The 20,960-nt window shown below is 33.0% G+C and carries 14 protein-coding genes and 1 CRISPR repeat array; of the genes, 12 read left to right on the top strand and 2 right to left on the bottom strand.

All coding sequences use genetic code 11. The features are described 5' to 3' along the window. The first annotated feature begins 25 nt into the window (after window positions 1-25). Genes cas9 through RB619_RS20885 form a run of 3 tightly spaced genes read left to right on the top strand, consistent with a single transcriptional unit; the run spans window position 26 to window position 4,920 of the window. On the top strand, window positions 26-4,336 hold the full coding sequence (gene cas9 / locus RB619_RS20895) for a type II CRISPR RNA-guided endonuclease Cas9 (RefSeq protein ID WP_308101046.1): 4,311 nt from the start codon (window positions 26-28) through the stop codon (window positions 4,334-4,336). 49 nt (window positions 4,337-4,385) lie between these two features. Next, a complete protein-coding gene (locus tag RB619_RS20890; RefSeq protein ID WP_308101045.1) occupies window positions 4,386-4,631 on the top strand; it encodes a CopG family transcriptional regulator in 246 nt (81 codons plus the stop codon). Beyond that, window positions 4,624-4,920: a type II toxin-antitoxin system RelE/ParE family toxin gene (locus tag RB619_RS20885; RefSeq protein WP_308101058.1), complete on the top strand. Its 297-nt coding sequence runs from the start codon at window positions 4,624-4,626 to the stop codon at window positions 4,918-4,920. Before RB619_RS20890 ends, RB619_RS20885 begins: the two co-directional genes overlap by 8 nt. 75 nt (window positions 4,921-4,995) lie before the next feature. Further along, window positions 4,996-6,215: a CRISPR direct-repeat array (repeat unit 36 nt; unit sequence GTTGTGGTTTGATTAAAGATTAGAAAACACGATATT). A 168-nt stretch (window positions 6,216-6,383) separates the two neighbouring features. Here RB619_RS20885 and cas2 read toward each other — a convergent pair. Both cas2 and cas1 read right to left on the bottom strand, forming a co-directional pair. Beyond that, the gene (gene cas2 / locus RB619_RS20880) at window positions 6,384-6,689 is read right to left on the bottom strand and encodes a CRISPR-associated endonuclease Cas2 (protein WP_374119743.1); all 306 of its coding nucleotides are present in this window, start codon (window positions 6,687-6,689) and stop codon (window positions 6,384-6,386) included. After that, complete coding sequence (gene cas1, locus RB619_RS20875) at window positions 6,689-7,603, bottom strand: type II CRISPR-associated endonuclease Cas1 (protein ID WP_308101043.1); 915 nt, start codon at window positions 7,601-7,603, stop codon at window positions 6,689-6,691. The genes cas2 and cas1 overlap by 1 nt, the downstream gene beginning before the upstream one ends. Window positions 7,604-7,734: 131 nt before the next feature. Here cas1 and RB619_RS20870 point away from each other — a divergent pair, with 131 nt between their 5' ends. From RB619_RS20870 to RB619_RS20825, 9 genes are all read left to right on the top strand, one after another. Beyond that, window positions 7,735-7,995: an aldo/keto reductase gene (locus RB619_RS20870; RefSeq protein ID WP_308101042.1), complete on the top strand. Its 261-nt coding sequence runs from the start codon at window positions 7,735-7,737 to the stop codon at window positions 7,993-7,995. Window positions 7,996-9,915: 1,920 nt separating this feature from the next. Beyond that, on the top strand, window positions 9,916-12,318 hold the full coding sequence (locus RB619_RS20860) for an arylsulfatase (RefSeq protein ID WP_308101041.1): 2,403 nt from the start codon (window positions 9,916-9,918) through the stop codon (window positions 12,316-12,318). 21 nt (window positions 12,319-12,339) lie between these two features. Next, window positions 12,340-12,930, top strand: coding sequence for a hypothetical protein (locus RB619_RS20855; protein WP_308101040.1), 591 nt, complete (start codon window positions 12,340-12,342; stop codon window positions 12,928-12,930). Window positions 12,931-13,285: 355 nt separating this feature from the next. Next, window positions 13,286-14,674, top strand: a complete 1,389-nt coding sequence (locus RB619_RS20850; protein WP_308101039.1) for an arylsulfatase — start codon at window positions 13,286-13,288, stop codon at window positions 14,672-14,674. A 42-nt stretch (window positions 14,675-14,716) separates the two neighbouring features. Further along, window positions 14,717-15,139, top strand: coding sequence for a hypothetical protein (locus RB619_RS20845; protein ID WP_308101038.1), 423 nt, complete (start codon window positions 14,717-14,719; stop codon window positions 15,137-15,139). Window positions 15,140-15,177: 38 nt separating this feature from the next. Then, on the top strand, window positions 15,178-16,638 hold the full coding sequence (locus RB619_RS20840) for a DUF1254 domain-containing protein (protein ID WP_308101037.1): 1,461 nt from the start codon (window positions 15,178-15,180) through the stop codon (window positions 16,636-16,638). A 2-nt stretch (window positions 16,639-16,640) separates the two neighbouring features. Then, on the top strand, window positions 16,641-17,078 hold the full coding sequence (locus RB619_RS20835; protein ID WP_308101036.1) for a hypothetical protein: 438 nt from the start codon (window positions 16,641-16,643) through the stop codon (window positions 17,076-17,078). Window positions 17,079-17,119: 41 nt separating this feature from the next. Then, window positions 17,120-19,486, top strand: coding sequence for an arylsulfatase (locus tag RB619_RS20830; RefSeq protein WP_308101035.1), 2,367 nt, complete (start codon window positions 17,120-17,122; stop codon window positions 19,484-19,486). A gap of 127 nt (window positions 19,487-19,613) precedes the next feature. Continuing rightward, a complete protein-coding gene (locus RB619_RS20825) occupies window positions 19,614-20,954 on the top strand; it encodes a carbohydrate porin (RefSeq protein ID WP_308101034.1) in 1,341 nt (446 codons plus the stop codon). Window positions 20,955-20,960 lie beyond the last annotated feature (6 nt).

Genomic DNA, 20,960 nt, shown 5'->3' with positions numbered 1-20,960 from the left:
TCCATGCAGATTAAATTTAAGAAATATGGCAAAGATTTTAGGATTAGATTTAGGAACTAACTCGATTGGCTGGGCAATTGTAGAGAAAGATAATAACGATTTTTCTCTTGTAGATAAAGGAGTTCGGATATTTTCTGAAGGTGTAAATATTGAAGCAAAAACAAAGAGTGAAAGTTCAAAGGCTGCTCAAAGAACAGGTTATAGAAGCACTAGAAAACTAAAATATAGAAGAAAAGTTAGAAAGATTGATTTGCTAAAAATTTTGTCAGATAATAATTTGTGCCCAAAATTATCTGATAAAGAATTATCTGATTGGCGTTACAAAAAGATTTACCCTCAAAATGATGAATTTAGAAGATGGTTAAGTACCGATAATCAGGATAATGAAGATGTAAGAAAAGAACAAAAAGATAATCCCTATTATTTTAGATTCATTTCGGTTAAAAACTCACTTAATCTAAGCAGTAAACTAGATAGATATTATGTAGGAAGAGCTTTTTATCATATTGCTCAAAGGAGAGGTTTTTTGAGTAATAGACTAGATAGTTCTGATAATTCAATTATTGAAGAAAAGAAATTTGAAATAAATTCTATAATTAATGAATCTCATTCAATCGCTGAATTTTCAGAATTATTCATTGATTTTCTTTCTTCATTTGATAAGGATGAGGCTCTTGACAAACCTTTATTTACGTTATCAAGAGCATTTAATGCAATAATTAAGGATAATTCTACATTGGTTTATGATAACTTAAAAGAAAAGTTACTAGAACGTTTGAATAAGAAAGAATTTCTTGGTCCGGTAAAAAGAGCTATTAGCAATTTATCTGAAAAAATTGAAAATGCAAAATGCTTAACACTTGGAGAATATTTTTACACCTTATACGAAAAAGGAGAAAAAATTAGAGGAGAATATACTCATAGAGAAGATCATTACTTGAAAGAGTTTGAAACTATTTGTAGTAGGCAGGATATTTCAACTGAATTAAAAGATAAAATTAAAGGGGCAATATTTTTTCAAAGACCTTTAAAATCCCAAAAAGGATTGGTTGCTAAATGTCCTTTAGAGAATAGAAAAGCATGTGCGCCTATTTCACATCCGGATTATGAAGAATTTAGATTGTATAGTTATTTGAATAATATTAAAATAAAAACTATAAATGACGATAAACTTCGAGCACTAAATGCTGATGAAAGAGAACAAATAGATTTTTTATTTTACAGAAAATCAAAAGCTAACTTTGATTTTGCCGAAATAGCAAAAAAACTAACTCCTAAAAACTTAAAACCAGGTTACTGCAAAGACAAAAACAGCAAAGAGTATGATGTTTTATTTAATTATAATTTAGGCAGCAATGTAGCTGGTTGTCCAACAATTGCCAATCTAAGAGAGGTTTTTGGTAAAGATTGGAAGGGATATTTATCTTCTAATTTCTTGAAAAATACTAAGACCGAAAATAACAAAGTAGTTAGAAAGACAGAAGATGATATAATTGAGGATATATGGCACGTTTTGTTTCGTTTTGATAAAGAAGAACTTTTGAAGCAATTTGCTATTGATAATCTTAGTTGTGATGAAAAAACGGCCAATAAGTTTTCTAAAATAAAGTTAAAACAAGATTATGGATCCTTGAGTCTAAAGGCTATTCGTAATATTTTGCCTTATTTAAAGGAAAATTTAATTTATTCTCATTCCATTTTTCTGGCAAATATGAAAAATATTTTGCCAGCTGAAATTTGGAATAATGAAGAAAATAAAAGGATAATCAACACTGAAATTAATTCTATTTTAGAAAATTATAAAGTTTACAGTAATAATATAGAGATTGTTAATGGATTAATTAATAATATTAAAAAAGAGAATGGGACTTGGAGTTCAGATAATAAATTTGTTGCGGAGATTTATAAAAAGGATTTAGAAAAACAAGTCAAAGATTTTGTTGGCACCAAAAAATGGAATGAAACACCAATAGTATATCAAGCATCAATTTTGAAAGAATGTTTTGAACTTTTTTCAACTCAGATGCAATTGAAATCGGGAAGAGGAGAATTCGCAAAGAAGAAAACAATTGATGAGATTTTAAAACAATTTTTGAATGATAATTTTAATGTAGATGAGGGAGGTTTAAAAAAGCTATACCATCCATCAGCTATTGAAGTTTATAAAAAAGCAAAAAGAAGTGAAGATGATGGGAAGTTATATTTAGGAAGTCCATTAATTTCTTCTATCAAAAATCCAATGGCTATGCGTTCTTTACATCAATTGAAAAAAGTAGTAAATCAATTGATTAAAGATGATTTAATTGATGAAGAAACGGTAATTCATATCGAAATGCCAAGAGAATTAAATTCTGCTAATGAAAGAGTGTCAATACGACAATGGCAAGAAGAATTAAAAAGCAGAAGGAATAAATATGCTGAAGAAATTAAATCAATTTTTAGAGGTGATATTAAAATAGATGACTGTAATGATGTTAAAAGTTTAGAATATGAGCCAACTGAAAATGATATTTTAAAATACCAGCTATGGATTGAACAAAATAAAGTTTGTCTTTATACGGGTAAAACTATTTGTTTGTCAGATTTTATAGGAGGCAATCCTAAATTTGATATAGAGCATACTATTCCTAGAAGTCGAAGTTTAGACAATTCTCAAACCAATAAAACATTATGTTGTTCGATTTACAATAGAGAAGTAAAAAAAGATAAAATTCCTTTCGAGTGCGGAAATAATGATGAAATTTTATTAAGGATTAGTCATTGGTATGCTAAATATAAAGAATTGGAAAATCAAATTAAAGAGGTTTCTAAAAAAATAAAAGTAGCTTCAACCAAAGAAAATAGAGATAAAAATATAATTAAAAGAACGAAATTAAAATTTGAGCACACTTATTATTATAAAAAATATAAGTCGTTTACTATTGAAGAAATTCCAGAAGGATTTAAAAATAGTCAATCTGTAGATATTGGTATTATTAGCAAATATGGAAATTTATTTTTAAAAACAGCATTTAGTAAAGTATATGCAGTAAAAGGAAAAACCACAGCCAATTTGAGACAAATGTGGGGATTGGAAGAAAAAATAAGGGATAATCACGCCCATCATGCAAAAGATGCAGTTGTGGTCGCATGTTGTACAAGAGATATAAATGATGCTTTAGCAAATTATTATCACGATTTAGAACAGTTTGAATTTTACGGAAAGCCAAAACCATCATTCTCTCACAGAATTCCATGGAAAGGATTTAATGATGATGTAAAAGAGTTTGATAAAAATATATTAATAAGTCAACATACGCCAGATGTTTTTTCGACGCAAAGTAAAAAAGCCATTAGAAAAAGAGGTATAATTCAACGAAACGACAAGGGTGAAATCAAATACAAGCAGGGAGATACTGTTCGTGGAGCATTGCATAAAGAAAGTTTTTATGGTGCAATTTTAAGAGAAGAGTTGAATAAAAAAACAGGAAAAACAGAAGAAGTTGTAAAATATGTAAAACGTCAATCTATTGATTTATTTAAAGATACCGATTTAAAAAACATAGTAGATGATAAAATAAAAGAGATTGTTGAGAAAGGTAGAGAACAAGAAAAACAAATCAAAAAAGACATTGAGGAGTTGAAAAAGCATATGAAAAACGTAAAAGAAGAGGAAGAGCAACAATTTAAAGTTGATATACAACTTCTTGAAAGCAAAATAAAAAATGAATTGTATGTTTTACCAAATCAAAACGGCTCACCAGTTCCAATAAAAAAAATACGCTATTTCACTAATGATGTAAGTAATCCATTATTGATAAAAAAACATAGAGATGTATCAAGGCACGAATACAAACAACATTATTTTGCAAAAAATGATGGAAATTATTGTTTTGCGATATATGAAGGAAAAGATAAAAAAGATAAATTTATCACGGAATATAAAGTTGTGAATAATTATGAAGCGGGAAAATATTATAATTCAAAAGCTAATACACATAAATTTCCATTAGAGTATAATATAGAAGATAAAAGCAAAAACGTATTAGAGTTAAAATTTCTATTGAAAATAGGAACTTTAGTCTTGTTCTATAAAAATTTTAAAGATGAAATATGGGAATTAGATAATTTAGATTTAGCGAAAAGATTATATAAAACGGCCGCTATTGAAGCGGATGGTAGGATTCAGTTTAGATTGCATTCAACTTCAAAACCGGATGGACAATTAGAAAAATCATCGGAAATTAATTTTGAGATTCCTAATGAGAAGTTAAGACTTTCAAAATCAGTATTAGATGTAATAGTTGAAGGATTCGATTTTAAAATTTCTTCAACTGGAAAAATCTCTAAAATGTAATTCTATTCTGAAAAGTTTGGTGTAAATTTACACCAAATAAAATATTGTTATGACACGACAAAGTATATCGTTAACTGCACCGAATGAAGAATGGCTGAAAAATCAGGTTAGCACAGAAGAGTTTAGTAGTAAAAGTGAAGCTATTAACTATTTGATCAAGCAAGCTCGTTCACAAGATGAATATTATGAGTTTGTGAGGGCTAAAATAGATAAGGGAGAAAAAAGCGGTTTTGTGAAAAAACAAACTAGAGAAGAAATGTTAGCAGAATTCAAAAAAGGTCTGCCTAATTTATAGCTATTATTTAAGTAGCGAAACCAAAGAAGATTTAAGAAGAATTTATTATTATGGGGTCGGTAAGTTTGGCGTTAATCAAGCGGATAACTATTTTAATATGTTATATGATTGTTTTGATAGGATAGAGGGAAATCCTTTTTTGTTTCCATCAGCCGACCACATAAAGAAAGGATATCGGTATTGTGTATGTGGTGTTGATACTATTTACTATCAAATCAATGGGAATAAAAGGATAGAGATTATTACCATTATTAGAAGACAAGATTTTGATAGTAGTTCTTTGACATAAGTAATTCAAATCTTAAACATCCAAACCACAACGGAAAGGTATGGCATTCGCCCAGCAGGAATGCAGTAGCTTTTGGTTGTGGTTTGATTAAAGATTAGAAAACACGATATTAAACCAAGCTAAATAACTTGAAAGCAAAACGTTGTGGTTTGATTAAAGATTAGAAAACACGATATTGCTTGAACCCATTGAAAAAAAACCTCTATAGTTGTGGTTTGATTAAAGATTAGAAAACACGATATTGTAACTCATTGATTATCAGTACACTTCCTTGTTGTGGTTTGATTAAAGATTAGAAAACACGATATTTTTTTTAGCTGGCTTATGTTCCTTATATGTGTTGTGGTTTGATTAAAGATTAGAAAACACGATATTTGTTTGGCTTATAACTTCCCCAGACTTCGCGTTGTGGTTTGATTAAAGATTAGAAAACACGATATTATAATACATTATACTAAGTATGCAATCAAGTTGTGGTTTGATTAAAGATTAGAAAACACGATATTTATTTGATGACAGGAGTGTTGCCAATGATTGTTGTGGTTTGATTAAAGATTAGAAAACACGATATTAGCCGTATTTTGCAAATACTTTTACACATTGTTGTGGTTTGATTAAAGATTAGAAAACACGATATTAACAGCAATCTTTAGATCATGTTAGCGATAGTTGTGGTTTGATTAAAGATTAGAAAACACGATATTTATCATATTCACAAGGTAATGACTGGGATAGTTGTGGTTTGATTAAAGATTAGAAAACACGATATTAAACAACCAAGAAGGATTACTAGTTAAAAGTTGTGGTTTGATTAAAGATTAGAAAACACGATATTTCTACTTCTCTCAATAAAGCTAAATCTGAAGTTGTGGTTTGATTAAAGATTAGAAAACACGATATTATCGACTTGTATCGGTACATTGCTTGCATTGTTGTGGTTTGATTAAAGATTAGAAAACACGATATTACATTGTTGGATAAAAAAGAAGAAGCCTGGTTGTGGTTTGATTAAAGATTAGAAAACACGATATTATTAAACAATTAAATTAGTGCAAGCATTGCGTTGTGGTTTGATTAAAGATTAGAAAACACGATATTCCTGCAAGAAATGTAACATACACTTCGATGTTGTGGTTTGATTAAAGATTAGAAAACACGATATTAAAATCATTTGAAATAAATATGTGTAAACGGTTGTGGTTTGATTAAAGATTAGAAAACACGATATTGGAATTTCCGGTGGTAATCATGCCTTTTGCGTTGTGGTTTGATTAAAGATTAGAAAACACGATATTAGTTGGCTTGTTTCCTTCTGATATATAGGGATTTAGATGTGAATATCGTTCAGAAAAATGCCTCTTTTGTGGTTTGATAACCCATAATTGTGGCATTTTTTCAATTGTAGGGTTTGGTAAATGAGGTTTTGGACATTGAAAAGTTACTAATAATTAAATAGATCAGTACTAAAATAATTCTAGTTGCGTAGGTTGAGGTGCTGATGGTAAGGCTGCTTTTCCCCAAAAATTTAAGATATTACCAAATTGCTTATCGGTTATTCGAAGTATACTTACTTTTCCTAATGGTGGTAGTAGTTTGTGGATTCTTTTTTCATGAACATCGGCGCTTTCGCTACTTGCGCAGTGGCGTACATAAACAGAATATTGCATCATCGAAAATCCATCTTTTAATAAATTGTTTCTAAATCCAGATGCATTTCGTCTGTCTTTTTTTGTTTCTGTGGGGAGATCAAAAAAAACAAATAGCCACATTATTCGATATCCGTTAAGCTCCATAAGACTGGATATTTAATTTTTTTTCGATTTCCAGTGAAGCATTGTTGAAGAGAGCTGGCGGTCTTTTGTAAAGCGATCATTAAAGGACTTTTCTCATCTTTAAAATAAACCGTTCTAGTTAATATTTGTAATAATTCAGCCTTAATAGCAGTGTTTAATTCTTGTTCATCAAAACGCTGCATAATTTCGAAGACTTTTTCATCTACAATAGGACGAAACGGTTCCATAATATCATCGGCAAGTGCAAAAGCATTGTATTTACTTTTATGGTGAATTCCTAATGTATTGAGTAGGCCACTTCCGGAAAGTGCTCTCGCAGTTGCGGCTCTTAAAATAGCATATCCATAATTCAAGAAATTATTAGGATAGTCGCCATATCTTTCTCGTTTTATTCCATCAAATTCTAGATTAGGTTGAGGGAAATATTTCCAATATTGTTGCGCTGCAACTCCTTCCATATTAGATGAATCTCCACTTAATACTTTACTGGCTAGAAATACAAAACTATTTTTGGAATCAGTTATTTTTTCGAGTAGCTGCCCTTGATTTTTAATTTTTTCAATTATTGTTTGTTGCCATAATTGCTTTTTTAATGGTATAGAAGCTTCAATCTGATTTTTGAATATTTCCTGTTGAATATGATGACTGTTTAGGTTTAACAGCATTCCATTAGGAAGATGATTCTTTCCGCAGATAACAATAGAAGTATTGTTGTCAACAAGTAAATTCATAGCAGGAATACTAAGGTAGATTTCATTATGGTCGAGAACAAGAAAGCCGATATCTTCAATTGGGATAGAACTCTCTTTCATTTCTGATTTTAGTACCAGCTGATTGTTTTTTGCCGTTATGGAAAATTTGTTTTCAATTAAAATAGTTCTTTTTAGCATAAATTTAATTTGAAATTATAAATAACAGTTTGTTCTATCTAAATTTTGCATCTTTAATTAGTTGCCTAAAGTTCGACTTAAAAGAAATGTTGTTTTTACGGTTTTCCATAATTTACGTATTTTATATTCAGATGGAGGCGTGGGCACCTTTTGCAGAAGGTTGCAACGGGCTTTTTACAGATGAAGTATTTATTCAAGTTGCCAAGCACGGCAAGACCGTTGCTCAGGTAAATCTGAGGTGGTATTATCAGTGTGGCATTGTTGCCATTCCAAGATCTTCCCAAAAAGCACGTATTGTAGAAAATCTTAATATTTTTGATTTCAGGCTCGATTATGAAGATATGAGAGCAATTGAAAAGCTTGACTTAAATCGAACCCAGTTTCCAGAATAGAACTAAAGTATGGTATGGTACTATATGCCTTATTAATACTGAATTTTTAGTTTTGAAAAGTACCCTGTGCGACGATTTTGCCATAAAACTATAGCACGAGTTTTAAACATATTTAGAAGTATTATTTAGTAGAGGGAACGGTACTCGAACCTTAACGAAAAAAAATTAAAGTGAAAACTGCAGTATAACAAACTTTTGAATGTTTATAAATGCTGAAAATGCATATAAGAAAAAACCCTCCAAATCAAAAGATTTGCAGGGTTCATCGTTTTTTAGGCTTTTTTGGAAATTTTAATTTTTCCTTATTTTTAGGCCTTTCGCGGAGGAAGAGGTTCTGTTGCCTTTATTTTAATCACAGTAAATACAAAGGGTTTGATATATTATTTAAGTAAGGGTCATCTATAGGGTCACTTAACTTTCAACGAATTAAATTATTGGAATATAAAGATAAGGAATATTTGTTTTAATTTGTCATTTTAAATACTTGTTTTTTTATTTAATTGATAGGATATACATTGAAAAGTTCGTTGCTTTAATTTAATATTATTTAGAGTCGTTGGAGGTTCAATGAAAACACTTAATACTGGTATTGAGTTTTTTTTAAAGAGTTTAAAATTATGAGTTCATGTAGGGGTAATTACAAAAATGTAGTTTAACTTAATGAGCAGTTTTTATTTGCATATTTCTTGTATAATCTTTACGAATTTGATTTTTACTATGTTTGCATTTTCTGCAAACATATTGCTTAGGTTATTTAACATTTGAAGGATATTTTTTACAATATTGATCGCTCATGAAGCGTTTAATAAACTCTATGAGGTTTTGACCCGTAAATATTTCTATTTCCCCGTTGTTTTATAGCGTCTAAAAGTTTGAAATTAAATACCGACTACCAATTTTAAAAAAAAATAAACTCAGACATATTTAGGATTTATTTCAACTATTACAGTAAAAAGAATTCTCTGATTTCTTTGATTCTCCTTACTTTTGATGAGATGTTAGTAAGAATAGCAACTGACGATGTAACTAGTTTTAGAAACAATAAATGGTTGGTAAATCATTCAAATAAAGCTTAGATGTTCATGATTTAGAAATTATTGGTAGGTACTGAAAACTAGTTATTGCGAGATTCTAAAAATTTAGTTTATGGTAATTTACCTAATGATGAAATGGTTTAGGAAACATTGAAGTAGATATAGGAAGGCTAAAAAGTGTTATTTGGACTTTGGAAACTGAAGCTAAAGCTAAAGAATGATAAGGTGGTAGATAGATGGGATAGTCTTTATGTAGTTTAAAACATGATTTTTTTTGACGTATTTAGCTACATTTAAAAAAAAAATATTAATTTAGTGCTTTATTATATAATTGAAATATTTCAAGAAGATGTAGTTTCTGTATTTTTTTGGGGAAATTTATAGAAATGATATTTATGTTGAACTTCTTAAAATATTTTTTAAGATGCCGTCTCAATACAAAATTTGAGACGGTTTTTTCTGATTTTTATTTTGTATAGTGTTAAGTAAAGGAAAAAAATTGTCATTAAGTTGCATTTTCTTTCTTAAGTACATGATCTTTTTGATATATTTTAATTTCGAAATTATGATATTTTTCAGTAATCCTTATTATTTCTAGCTCTTCTGTTATAAATTTTTTTAACATTTTCTAAATACCAAATAGTTGAAGTAACGATTGTGTTTCTAACTTGCTCACTTTATCTTTATATAGTAAAGTGATGTGTCATTAAGTATTTCTTTTTTGAAGTATTATTTTTATTAAAAAATCTTAATGTTTTAAGTGTTTTTTAATAAATTTAACATAAAATTTGAAGTGCGTTTTCTGTTGACGCATTCTTAGTGAGTTATTGTAAAATTAAAGAGGATACAATATTATCAAAATAATTAATGTAATTTTTATTAAACCATGAAAACATCGTTTACCGTTATCAGATATTTAGTTGCTCTATTTTTAATATTTTCATTATTTCTGCAATGTAATAAAAAAACTGAAAATGTAAAATCAGATAATCAGGAATCAATAATTAACGGAGATACCCTCCCTTTTTCTGAACCGAAATCTGCCAGCACATATGGTGAGTCCATTCTTGATAGTAAACATATAAGGAGGCAGACTCCAAGTCATTTGCCTGAGGATTCTCCTAATGTTGTGATCATACTTATGGATGATGTTGGTTTTGGAATTCCTTCTACTTTTGGCGGTGAGGTAAACACTCCCACCCTTACAAAAGTGTACAATGAAGGAATTGCTTATAACCGGTTTCATACCACTTCAATATGCTCTCCTACACGTGCTTCATTACTTACAGGTCGGAATCACACTCGTATAGGCAGCGGTACTATTGCTGAACGTGCTGTTGATTGGGATGGTTACACAGGAATTATCCCAAAAGAAGCTGCAACCATGGCTGAAATACTAAAAAATTATGGTTACTCTACTTCAGCATTTGGAAAATGGCATAATACTCCAGCTAACCAAACATCTACGGCTGGACCATTTGATTATTGGCCAATTAATTATGGTTTTCAACATTTTTATGGTTTTCTTGGTGGAGAAACAAGCCAATGGGAGCCAGCTTTAATAAATGATTTCACACCTATAGAAGCACCTAAAAAGAAAGATTACCATCTTTCAACTGATCTCGCCGATCAAACGATCGACTGGATAAAAAAGCAAAAAGCCTTAGCTCCTGACAAACCATTTTTTGTATACTTAGCTCCTGGTGCTGGTCATGGTCCACAACACATATTTAAAGAATGGGCCGATAAATATAAAGGTAAATTTAATGATGGATGGGATGCTTATCGAGAGAGGGTATTTAAACGTCAAAAGGAAATGGGTTGGATACCAAAAAACACAAAACTTACTGCTCGTCATCAAACACAAGCTTCCTGGGAAAGTATTCCGAAAGAAGAAAGAGCATTTCAGGTACGTTTAATGGAAGTTTTTGCCGGATTTGTAGAGCATGCTGATACTCAAGTTGGACGTGTTATAGATGTGATCGATGAAATTGGTGAAAAAGACAATACAATTGTTATATATATTTGGGGTGATAATGGAAGCAGTGCAGAAGGTCAAAATGGATCTATTAGCGAGTTGTTAGCACAAAATGGTATTAAAAACACTATACAGCAGCAAATTAATGCTTTGAAAAAGATTGGTGGTCTCGATGCTCTTGGCGGAAAGATTACAGAAAACATGTATCATTCCAGCTGGGCTTGGGCAGGAAATACTCCATTTAAGTATACTAAGCTTATAGGGTCTCACTTCGGTGGAACAAGAAACCCTATGGTAATTCGTTGGCCAAAAAAAATCAAGCATGATACCAAGCCCAGATCTCAATTCCATCACGTAAATGATATTGCTCCTACTATATATGATTTACTTCATATTTCTCTCCCAAAAGTTGTAAATGGTTTTAAACAAATGCCAATGGATGGAATAAGTATGGCATATACTTTTGATAATGCTGATGTTAAATCGACCCCTAAGACTCAGTTTTTTGATAACAATGGCAGCCGAGGAATCTACAAAGATGGCTGGTATGCCTGTACATTTGGACCACTTTATCCATGGCTTCCAGGAGCTCCAGGACTGGACGAATGGGATCCTAAAAAAGACAAATGGGAACTTTATAACATCAATAACGATTTCTCACAATTCTACGATCTGGCAGCAAAAAATCCGGAAAAACTAAAAGAGCTCCAAGGCATATTCATGGAACAGGCTGAAGATAATAAAGATTTGCCAATAGGCGCTGGAATATGGCTGAGGTTGCATCCGGAAGATGTGATATCCTCTCCTTATAGGAGCTGGAATTTCACACAAAATACACGACGCATTCCTGAATTTTCAGCACCAGGAGTAGGAAAAACCAGTAATAAGGTAAGCATAGATATTGAAATACCAGCAAATGCCAATGGTGTACTATATGCAGTGGGTGGTTCTGGTGGAGGATTAACCTGCTTTATAGAAAATAATAAGCTTACCTATGAATACAATATGTTTCTTATCGAAAACTATAGTGTTACAACCAATAAGATTGCACCCGGTAGACACACAATAGAAATAATAACAAAAATGGCAAAACCTGGAGCAGCGGCAACCGTAACCATTAATATAGATGGTAAACAGGAAGCTTTGTGTAATGTAAAACGTACAGTTCCAGCTGCATTTAGCGCAACTGAAACTTTTGATGTAGGTACTGATATGGGAGGTGCTGTATCATTAAGATACCATAATAAAGCACCTTTTGAGTATGATGGTAAAATTTACAGTGTAAAAATAAATTTAATGAAAGGTAATTAAGCACATCTAAAAATAAACATAATGGCGAACACATTTTCAAATATTAAAGAGACGGTTATTTCAGGTGTAATTTTATTTCTTCCCATTTTTATTCTCCTGCTTATTTTTAAGAAATTATATGATTCTTTGTACGGGATCGGTCATAAATTATGTATCATTTTTGGTCTGGATAAAATGGCCGAAATGAATTTTGTACCGATATTGACTACCATACTTCTGGTTATTGTTTTGTATCTATTCGGTTTGATGGTACGCTTTGCCATGGTAACTAAAATAAAGGAATGGATAGAAAATAACGTATTGATTTATATTCCTACCTATTCAAAATACAAAGCCAAGATGATGGCTAAGTTACAACCAGAAGACAGATCGGAACACCCTGTGTTAGTTCAATTAGGAGAAGCCTGGAAACCTGGTTTCTTGATGAATGCTGCAGATGGAAAGTCAACCGTGTTTTTGCCAACCACTCCAGATACTGATTATGGTGAAGTATGGATAGTACAAGATAGTAAAGTAACAACTGTTGAGATGACACCAAAAGAATTTAGAACGTCAATTCTACTTTCTGGAAAAGGAATAAAAACAGGAAAGTCTCGTATAAATAAAGAATAATTTTAAATAAATAGGATGAAAAATTCCAAAATTAAAGGTTGGAGAAATAAAATAAATCTGAATCTAAGCAATAACATTCTTTAGATGTAAAAAAAATATTCAAGAACTTATGAAATTACTCTGGGGGTGTTATTAAAATAATTATAAAATGAGAAATAAAATAGATTTTTTAACATTCTTAATCAGTTTTTTTTTAATTATTAGGTCAGAAAATGTGGAAGCACAAGTAACTCCTTTAAGTAAAGCTGTTTTTGTTAATGAACACATGCAGGCTGCAATTCCTAGAGAACAACAAGATAAGATAGCTCTTGATAAGTTAGCGGCTCTTCAAAAGAAAACTGGAAAGCGCCCAAATATGCTCTGGTTTGTGATTGACGACATGGGTTATGGTGATTTTGGTTGTTATGGAGGAGGAAGCGCTATTGGTGCGTCAACTCCAAATGCAGACAGACTAGCAAGAGAAGGATTAAAACTTACATCTACCTACTCTCAGCCTACTTGTACACCTACTCGTTCAGCCATTCTATTGGGAAGACTGCCATGTCGTACAGGATTAATCAGGCCAATACTAGCGGGAGATAAACTTACTAAAAATCCTTGGAGTGATGAGTTGAGTTTGGCAAAGTTGCTCAGTGATGTTGGTTATAAAACTGTGCTTACCGGTAAATGGCATATTGGAGAATTGGAAGGTATGCGCCCGTTTGATGTTGCATTTGATGAATACTATGGTTACTATGCTGCCGAAAAAGAAATAAGCCAATCTTTTGATAAACGTCGCTATCCAGATTTAGTACTGGATCCTTTTAAACTTGCAGCTTATAATAAGTTAGGAGCATCAAAAGATTTAGTTTATGGTAAAAAAGGAGGTAAAGAAGAGTTGATGAAAAAAACAACCAGTACCGATGATATGGCCGAAGCTGATCAAGTTTTAAAAGAATATACCATAAAAAAGATTGGTGAAATGGCAAAAGGGAATCAACCTTTTTTCTTGGAACATAGTTTTATGAAAATGCATACAGATGTTTTTGCATCTAAAAAATATGAAGGTAAAAGTGATAGCAAATACCCTTACAAAGATGGTGTGGTAGAAGTGGATGCAATTATTGGAGAAATAGTAGCTGAATTAGAGAAACAAGGGATTTTAGAAAACACTTTCATTTTTATTACATCTGACAATGGACCACAAGAAGATAGCTGGCCAGATGCCGGATATACTCCATTTCGTGGCGGAAAAGCTTCTTCATGGGAAGGCGGTGTCAGAGTTCCTGGTATTGCTTACTGGAAAGGTATGATTTCTCCCAATAGAGAAAGTGCGGAATTATTCGATTTGATGGATATGTTTAATACTTCATTGGCTATTGCGGGTGCTAAAGATAAAATCCCGCAAGACCGTTATATAGACGGTATTGACCAATCTTCCTTTTTATTGGCTGATAATGGACAGTCAAAAAGAGACCGTGTTCATATATGGGTAGAAAAGCAGTTTATGGCAATTCGCCTCTATGAGTACAAAATGCATTTCAAGTACACTACGCCTGAAGTTGAAATGATGGGTATAGATCAGTCTTCAATTCATCAAGTTGGTTTGGCGCCTTGGTTATTTAATTTATATATTGATCCAAAAGAAAGAAGGGTTGTTGGGCACGCTTTAAATGCTTGGACAGCGGTAATTTCTGCTGAAGCAAAAGGGCATGTTGCAACATTTGCAAAATATCCTATGAAAAGTATTGGATTGGATCAATAGAAGAATTATGAGTAAAATAAAACTAATTAATAAACATAAATTATGAAAATTAAACACATTCTTTTTATCAGTGCTTTTTTGATGTTCAGTATTTCAAGTACAGCCCAAAAAATAAGTCATCCAAAAGGTGGAGCCATAGGGCAATGGCGATTATTAGGACAAACACATGCGCAGCATACTGCTGATCACGATGTAATTATTGTAAAAGGGCCATATGACAATTTTAGAAAAATAAAATTCAAAGTGACCGATGCACCACTCAATATGTTAAAGATTGTAGTTACTTATGATAATGGAGTGCCTGATAACATTACTGTAAGGCAAAATATTTCAAAAGGTGGTGAAAGCAGAGTAATTGATTTGCGGGGAGCAGGTAAACGTAGCATACGTAAAATTCAATTTTGGTATGATACCAAAGGATTTCTAAACGGACAGGCCGATGTAACTGTTTTTGGGATGAAATAGTTTCTGTCATGAAATTTAAAAATATAAATATTAAAACTATGAAAATAATGATTTACAAAGGAATATTGCTATCGGCAATAATTTGTTTTTTTGGATGTAAAAAAGAACAAAATGAAGTTGAAAATTCTAAAGAATCTACAGAGCAAACAAATGATTTAGGATTAAGTCCTGAAGCATTTGAGGCATATAAGACTACAGTTAAGGCATACACATGGGGGTATCCGTTAATGGTCGTAGGTATAACAGCTGATGAGGTCACGATGGTGCCAAAGCCTATGCCAAATGGTCACGCACCAATCAACCAAATGGGGAATGTTGCTAAATTGATGACTGCCGCAGATACCGATGTAGTTTCATCAAATGCAGACACGATGTATTCAAATGCATTTTTGGACCTAAGTTCAGGAGCAGCAATATTATCAGTTCCAGAAACTAAAGGTAGATATTATTCGATGATGTTCTCTGATGCCTATACTAATATTTTTGATTATGTAGGTTCCAGAACTACTGGAACTAAAGCAGGTAAGTATCTTGTTGTTGGTCCAGATTGGAAAGGAGAAACACCTAAAGGTATCATAAAAGTTATTAAATCACCTACAAATTTAGTATGGTTAATTGGTAGAACTCTTGTTGATGGGGTTTCAGATGTACCAAATGTGCATGCCATTCAAAAAGGATATACAATTACAATGATTCCTGTAAAATCGGAAATTAAACCGTGGAAAGAACGTCTTGGATTAGTTACACCTAAACCTATGGCTCCTCCAGTGACTATGTTGAACAATATGGATTGGAGAACGTATTTTGATTGGTTAGGAAAACTTATGAAAGAAAATCCTGTTACTGGAAATGAAAAAACATATACAGAGGAGTTTAAGTCTATTGGATTAACGTTTGAAAATGGTTTTGATACTTCAAAAATAACTCCAGAACAACAAAAAGGGATAGAAAAAGGGATAGCTGACGCTCTAGAAATAATGAAAAAAAGGGCTGCTGAAAAAATGGGAACAGATCATGAAGGTTGGTCATATGATTTAAACGCAGGCAAATGGGGAGAAGATTATTTGGTTAGAGCCGCTATTGCATTAAGGTCAGTGGGTCAAAATACTGCTCAGGAAGCACTTTATATTAATTCAGTTTTAGACAAAGAAGGAAAGGTATTAGATGCAAGTCAAAATAATTATTCAGTTACTTTCCCTAAAGGAGAATTACCACCAGCAGATGCTTTTTGGTCTATTACTATGTATAATGATCAAAATTTCTTTGTTCCAAATCCAATCCATCGTTTGGCAATAGGTAATAGAACCAAAGAAATGAAACCCAATACAGATGGTTCTTTGACTATATATATACAAAAAGAAGAACCTAAAGGAAAAACAGGGAATTGGTTGCCAGCTCCAAACGGAAAATTCAGAGTATCGTTAAGAATATATGTTCCAAATAATAAAATTTTGAATGGCGGAAAATGGACTCCACCAGGAATTGTAAAAACCAAATAAAGTTGAAAAGAAGTAGTTTTCTGAGAATAATTTTATTGTTGCCAATTTTAATAGTAACATCTGGCTTCGTACTAAAACAAAATTCAAAGCATTTTAAAGATGTTGAATTTTTGCAACAAAAAAGCAAAAAAAATGAGAACAAAATTCTTCTCGGAAATTGGGTAAGAACTGATGCTGATTACAAAATTAAAATTTCCGAAGTTGCTAGAGATGGAAAATTGAAAGCAGGATATTTTAATCCAAAGTCAGTTCATGTAGGCAAAGCAACTTGGACAAAAACTAAAGGGATTTTGAAAATTCATGTTGAATTGCGAGACGAAAATTATCCAGGATCAAACTATAATTTGACGTATTATCCCGAAAAGGACATGTTGGCAGGGAAATATTTTCAAGCAGTACAAGGAGAAACTTATGATGTACTCTTTGCTAGAGCAAAATAAATGCATGTATTTAACAATTAATAATTAAACAATTAACAATTATGGATTTAAGAAACAATAGTATTATAAAAAGCATGCTGTTTGCCGTACTATTTTCTATGTCGGTACAAGCACAAGACGTATTGCCATTTCCTCCGGCTCCTTCAGGGTCCAAAGCAGGGATAACCATGGAACAATCAACATATAAGAAGCGTGTAGAACCAAAACACCTTGCCGAGGGTGCACCAAATATCTTGATTATTTTGATGGATGATTTAGGTCCAGGCACTGCTTCTACTTATGGAGGAGAGATAAACACGCCAACATTGAGCCGAGTGGCCAATAAAGGAATATCTTATAATCGTTTTCATTCTACAGCCATGTGTTCGCCAACAAGAGCTTCACTTCTTACAGGTCGTAATCATACTTTCGTAGGCAATGGTCAAATCGCTGCAATTGCCAATGATTTTGATGGTTTTAGCGGTACAATTCCCAAAACATCGGCTACTGTTGCCGAAGTGTTGAAAAACTATGGATACAATACCGCCGCATTTGGTAAATGGCACAATACTCCCGAAGAACAAATTACGAATAAAGGCCCTTTTGACTATTGGCCTACCGGATATGGTTTTGAGTATTTCTATGGGTTTCTTGCTGGGGAGGCATCACAGTATGAACCTACAATGACCCGTAACACTACTCAAGTTACCTTGCACCATGACGGAAAAAAACCGTATCACGTTACCGAAGATATTGCCGATGATGCTATCAAATGGTTACGTGAACAAAAAGCATATGCACCAGACAAGCCATTCTTCATGTACTGGGCTCCAGGAGCTGCCCATGGGCCACACCAAGTTTTTAAAGAATGGGCAGATAAATACAAAGGAAAATTTGACGATGGTTGGGATAAATACCGTGAACGTGTATTCAAGAATGCTAAAGCAAAAGGTTGGATACCAAAAAATGCACAATTAACACCCCGTCCAGCTACTATGGCTTCATGGGAATCTATTCCTGAATCTGAAAAACCATTTCAACGTCGTTTAATGGAAGTTTTTGCTGGATTTGCAGAACATGCTGATTATAACGCAGGGCGTGTAATAGATGAGATTGAAAAGCAAGGCAAACTAGAGAACACGCTTATTTTTTATATTTGGGGAGACAACGGTTCTTCATCCGAAGGATTAAATGGAACCATTAGTGAGCAATTGGCACAAAACGCAATTCCAACGACTATTTCTCAACACCTTATCGCCTTGGAAGAATTGGGTGGATTGGATGCACTTGGCGGCCCAAAAACCGATAATATGTACCATGCTGGCTGGGCTTGGGCAGGAAGTAGCCCTTATCAAGGAACCAAATTAATGGGGTCTTATTTTGGCGGAATACGCCAGCCGATGGCAATATCCTGGCCAAAAAGCATAAAAGCAGATGCAACGCCCAGACCACAGTTTCATCATGTAATTGATATCGTTCCTACAATTTATGAATTAGTAAAAATTACACCGCCGAGTGTGGTTAATGGCTTTAACCAAGACCCAATTCACGGACAAAGCTTGGTGTATTCATTTGCAAATGTAAAAGCAAAAGGAACCAGAACAACCCAGTTTTTTGACATTATGGCAAGTCGCGGAATTTATAACGATGGCTGGTTTGCGAGTGCTCCTGGACCACGTCAGCCATGGGTTAGCGGGTTGCCAAAAGGAATAAAAGAATGGTCACCGTTAACAGACAAATGGGAACTTTATAATATTGACCAAGATTGGAGTCAGGCGAATGATTTAGCCGCAAAAAATCCAAAGAAACTGGAAGAAATGAAAGCTTTGTTTTTGGAAGAGTCAACAAAGAACAAGAATCTTCCGATTGGAGGGGGTTTGTGGTCAACAGCGATGTTTCATCCTGAGGATGCCCCTGCATCATCACTTACCGAATGGACTTTTGATTCCCCAATAACGCTTATGCCTGAATCAGCTGCCCCAAAATTGGGTAAAAACAGCAGTTTGGTAACAATGGAACTAGATGTTGCAGCGAATGCCAATGGTGTATTGTATGCGCTATCTGGTTTTTCTGGAGGCGTTACTTGTTATGTAAAAGATGGAATTTTAAGTTATGAGTTTAATCTGTTTGAAGTGCAACGTACTAAAATTAAATCGAATACGAAATTACCAATTGGCAAAGCCAAAATAGAGGTAGAATCGAGACTGGTGGACAAAATTGGAGGAGCCATGAATATTACATTGCGAATTAATGGAAAAGAAGTAGGTCAAGGAAAAGTTCCGACAGCGATGTCACTTCACTTTGGGTCTAATGCCACTTTTGATATAGGGACAGATTTAGATTCGCCTGTTTCATTGGATTATTACGATTTAGCACCTTTTGAGTTTAATGGGACTATTGGTAAAACGGAAATTAAATATTTGAAATAGTAACTTTTTAACAAACGCTCAAGAGAAACTCTCTAAGATAATAATATGAAATGGGCATGATCTAAAATTGGTCGTAAAACCAATGATGATATGCGAATTACATTACCAAATAAAAAATAAAACACAAATGAAAGTAAACTTTTTAACTTTAAAATCAGGAATTGTTTTGCTAATGTTGTGCTCTACAATTACAGGTCTTTCACAAGAAATTAGAACCGTAGAGTCGGATGCGACAGTTGACTCGACAGATACGATACCAATTAAAGCTCAAAACGAAGAATCTATTTGGACTAGAAAAAAATTAACAGGTGATTGGGGAGGCGCAAGGTCAAGCCTCAAAAAAACAGGAATTACAATCAAAAGCACACTGACAAATTTTTATCAAGGAATGGTATCGGGGGAAGGGAATAAAGACTTTGAGTTTGGTTCTAAGCTGGGTTTCGCAACAATATTAAATGGTGAGAAACTTGGTCTTTGGAAAGGTTTCTTTGCTGTTGGACATTTTGAGTACAATATGGGACAAAGTGTGAATGGTAATGGAGGAACTTTATTGCCCGTAAACACTTCGTTAGCATATCCAGGTATTGAAGGTGCAGATCGTTTTGATGTTTCATTTTATTTAGCACAGTTTTTATCCAAAACCGATAAAGTGGTATTTGGTAAAATGAGTACACGAGATTTAACTAATTTTTCTACTTTTTCTGGCGGTGGAGGCAGGGATGGATTTCAAAACACTGCATTCATAACGGCTCCAAATGGGATAACTACGCCTGATATCTTTGGATTGGCTTATATGTCTAATAATGAAAAGCGTGATTTTACTTTTATGGTTTATGATGCCACTAGTAGTTTAAACAAAGTTGGTTTCAAAGATCGTTTTCAAAATGGAGTTACCTTTTTTGGGTCAGCTGATATTGCGGTAAAGATTGCTGGATTAAAAGGGAAACAAGGGATTCTTGGGGTTGCTAGCACAAAAAATGTTTATAATTCAGACGATATTTTTGATATTATCAATCCGAATCAAACTTCAGAGAAAAAGAGCAGTCGTTGGACATTAGGCTATTATTTTGAACAAGCTTTATATCAATCAGCAACAAATAAAAATCAACATTTTGGATTATATGGTCAGGCTATAATAACTGATGGCGAAGGTTCACCCGTTGACTTTGGTGTTGTGTTAGGTCTTGGCGGAAAAGCTCCTTTTAAAAAGAGACCATTAGATCATTGGGGAATAGGTTATTTTAATTATTCGTTTAGCGACGGAATTGCAAATATTACGATACCAACTATATTCTCATTGGCAGGAGGTGAGTCTGGAATGGAAGCCTATTACAATGCTTTTTTGACACCTTGGTTTTCAATTGGTGCAGATTTTCAATGGATTCAACCGGGTATTGCATTACAATCTAATGGAGTTTCTAATAGTAATACAGCTTTCTTGGGGTTACGAAGTGGTATAATATTTTAGGCTAGG

The organism is Flavobacterium sp. LHD-80, from assembly GCF_030929605.1.
Taxonomy (GTDB): domain Bacteria; phylum Bacteroidota; class Bacteroidia; order Flavobacteriales; family Flavobacteriaceae; genus Flavobacterium.
The sequence above is the reverse complement of the archived record's forward strand: the minus strand, read 5'-3'. Positions and strand labels throughout refer to the sequence as shown.

Excerpts from the sequence above, each read along its gene's own strand:
- cas9 (WP_308101046.1), top strand. The coding sequence starts at position 26 with ATGGCAAAGATTTTAGGATTAGATTTAGGAACTAACTCGATTGGCTGG.
- RB619_RS20890 (WP_308101045.1), top strand. The coding sequence starts at position 4,386 with ATGACACGACAAAGTATATCGTTAACTGCACCGAATGAAGAATGGCTG.
- cas2 (WP_374119743.1), bottom strand. The coding sequence starts at position 6,689 with ATGTGGCTATTTGTTTTTTTTGATCTCCCCACAGAAACAAAAAAAGAC.
- cas1 (WP_308101043.1), bottom strand. The coding sequence starts at position 7,603 with ATGCTAAAAAGAACTATTTTAATTGAAAACAAATTTTCCATAACGGCA.
- RB619_RS20870 (WP_308101042.1), top strand. The coding sequence starts at position 7,735 with ATGGAGGCGTGGGCACCTTTTGCAGAAGGTTGCAACGGGCTTTTTACA.
- RB619_RS20860 (WP_308101041.1), top strand. The coding sequence starts at position 9,916 with ATGAAAACATCGTTTACCGTTATCAGATATTTAGTTGCTCTATTTTTA.
- RB619_RS20855 (WP_308101040.1), top strand. The coding sequence starts at position 12,340 with ATGGCGAACACATTTTCAAATATTAAAGAGACGGTTATTTCAGGTGTA.
- RB619_RS20850 (WP_308101039.1), top strand. The coding sequence starts at position 13,286 with ATGCTCTGGTTTGTGATTGACGACATGGGTTATGGTGATTTTGGTTGT.
- RB619_RS20845 (WP_308101038.1), top strand. The coding sequence starts at position 14,717 with ATGAAAATTAAACACATTCTTTTTATCAGTGCTTTTTTGATGTTCAGT.
- RB619_RS20840 (WP_308101037.1), top strand. The coding sequence starts at position 15,178 with ATGAAAATAATGATTTACAAAGGAATATTGCTATCGGCAATAATTTGT.
- RB619_RS20830 (WP_308101035.1), top strand. The coding sequence starts at position 17,120 with ATGGATTTAAGAAACAATAGTATTATAAAAAGCATGCTGTTTGCCGTA.
- RB619_RS20825 (WP_308101034.1), top strand. The coding sequence starts at position 19,614 with ATGAAAGTAAACTTTTTAACTTTAAAATCAGGAATTGTTTTGCTAATG.